We start from the raw sequence: 1,786 nt of genomic DNA, 5'->3' as shown, positions 1-1,786 counted from the left end.
GGTGGAGCCGGCGGCGGCGGTGCCCGAATCGGCGGCGGGTCCCGTCGAGCCTGCCGCTGCGCCGTCGTCGACGCCTGCAATGGGTGGGCTGCCGGACGTGGGGTCCGGGCTATCGGGGATGGGGCAGCAGTTCGCCGACATGCTCGGCGGGTTGCTCGGGTCGTCGGGTGACGCGCTCTCAGGTCTCGATGAGCTCGAGCCACCCGACGAGGACGACGCCGAACCCGATGACGGCGAACCTGACGTGGCGGAGCTCGAAGACGATGACGGCGAACCCGAATCCGGCGCCGGTTCGGTGAATCCGGCTGGCGGCGGCGGGTCGCCGGCACCCACCGACGCCGCGGGCTCCACACCCGGCGTGACCGGCGAAACACCGGAATGCGCCGAAACACCGACGCCGGTCGCACCTGCCGAGGAGCCGGTTGCCGAGGAGCCGTCTGCCGAGGTTCCACCTGCCGAGCCGCCACCGACACCGCCGCCACCCGCCGAGCCCGTCGCCGCGGCACCGGCACCGGCACCGCACGACGCTGCGGCGGAGCAGGCCGCCACACCGTGCGAGATCGCCGCCGACGAAGTGCCGCAGGCCGGCGAGTGAGCGGACCGGCCGCATGATTGGTGCGAGGACACCCACCTGAACGTGCTTAGGCTGTGCGCGTGAAGGTTGTCGTCCTACGAGTCGCCGTGGTCGTGGCGGCGTTGCTCACCGCGTGTGCGCCAGACGATTCCACGCCGGCGGATTCACCGGAGCCGACGCAGAACGCACCGGCCGGTCAGGATCGGCTCGATGTGATCCAGTCGTTGCGCCGCGTCGACCCCTGCGCGCTGTACGGCGGCGCATCAGCTGTCGCCGGTCAGCCGCTGACGATCGACGGGCAGACGATGCCGCTGAGCTGCGATGCCCACACGCTCGACGGAGAAGACGAGGTAGACGTCAGTATCGGGGTGAACGTCGCAACGGTTCCTCCGGCAGCGTCGCTGGCCTGGGCAGAACATCGCGACATCGACGGTGTCGATGTCGCTGTCACCTCGGCTCTCGAGGCGCCGGACGCCCCGCCGCGAGAGGAGTTCGTGAGCTGGTCGTGCGGCTTGCTCGCGGCGTATCCCGACAGCACTCGGCTGATCGTGCAGGCGTCCGCACCGCCTGAAGCCGACGCCTGCGCGGTCGGTGAACAGGTCATGCGAACCGCGATACATGAATTCGCGCAACGTCCCGAATGGGGTTCGACCGACTTCCCGACCACGGTGCTGACGGGCGCAGACCCGTGCGCGGCACCCGAGCGGTTGCGCCCGACCCACCGCGTCGACATCGATGTGGCGAATTCATCGGTCAGCGCGTGCGCGTTCACGCTCGACAACAGCGACATGGTCACCACGTCCTCGATGTATTCGAGGCCGGGACATCTCGACTACTCGACAGATCACTTCGACATCGGCGGGCACCGGGTGGCGGGCGACGCCGCAAGTGGCGTGTTCGACGTCGTAGTCGGTCCCGAATTCCAGGTCGCGGGTGAGCGGTTGGTCCCGACGATGAACATCGTGGACCTCTCGCTGGACATGAACCGCATCAGGATGGTCGCCCGAGCGATCGCGGAGCAGTACTGACCCACTGAGCCAAGAGAAAGGCCCGCGGTTTACCCGCGGGCCTTCCGTCAGTGCTCGTCGCCGATCAGCGGCTGCGCGACAACCCGGCCGAGAACGATGCGGCAGTGGTGCTCCGCCCGCCGCCGGTCCGTCCGGACTGACCGCGGCGGTTGCCGCCGCCACCCTGGCCGCCGGAGTGCCCGCT

The 1,786-nt window shown here is 69.6% G+C and carries 1 protein-coding gene and 1 pseudogene; both read left to right on the top strand.

Annotated features, from left to right (window positions below; genetic code table 11):
• Nucleotides 1-595, top strand: a pseudogene (locus tag Q2100_RS31140) (hypothetical protein); the annotation flags it as partial.
• A 59-nt stretch (nt 596-654) separates the two neighbouring features.
• On the top strand, nt 655-1,602 hold the full coding sequence (locus Q2100_RS31135) for a hypothetical protein (RefSeq protein ID WP_302917111.1): 948 nt from the start codon (nt 655-657) through the stop codon (nt 1,600-1,602).
• Nucleotides 1,603-1,786 lie beyond the last annotated feature (184 nt).

Origin of the sequence: Mycolicibacterium arseniciresistens (assembly GCF_030519285.1) — a bacterium.
GTDB classification, from domain to species: Bacteria; Actinomycetota; Actinomycetes; order Mycobacteriales; family Mycobacteriaceae; genus Mycobacterium; species Mycobacterium arseniciresistens.
Note: the sequence above shows the minus strand (reverse complement) of the source record. Positions and strands in the feature narration are given on the sequence as shown.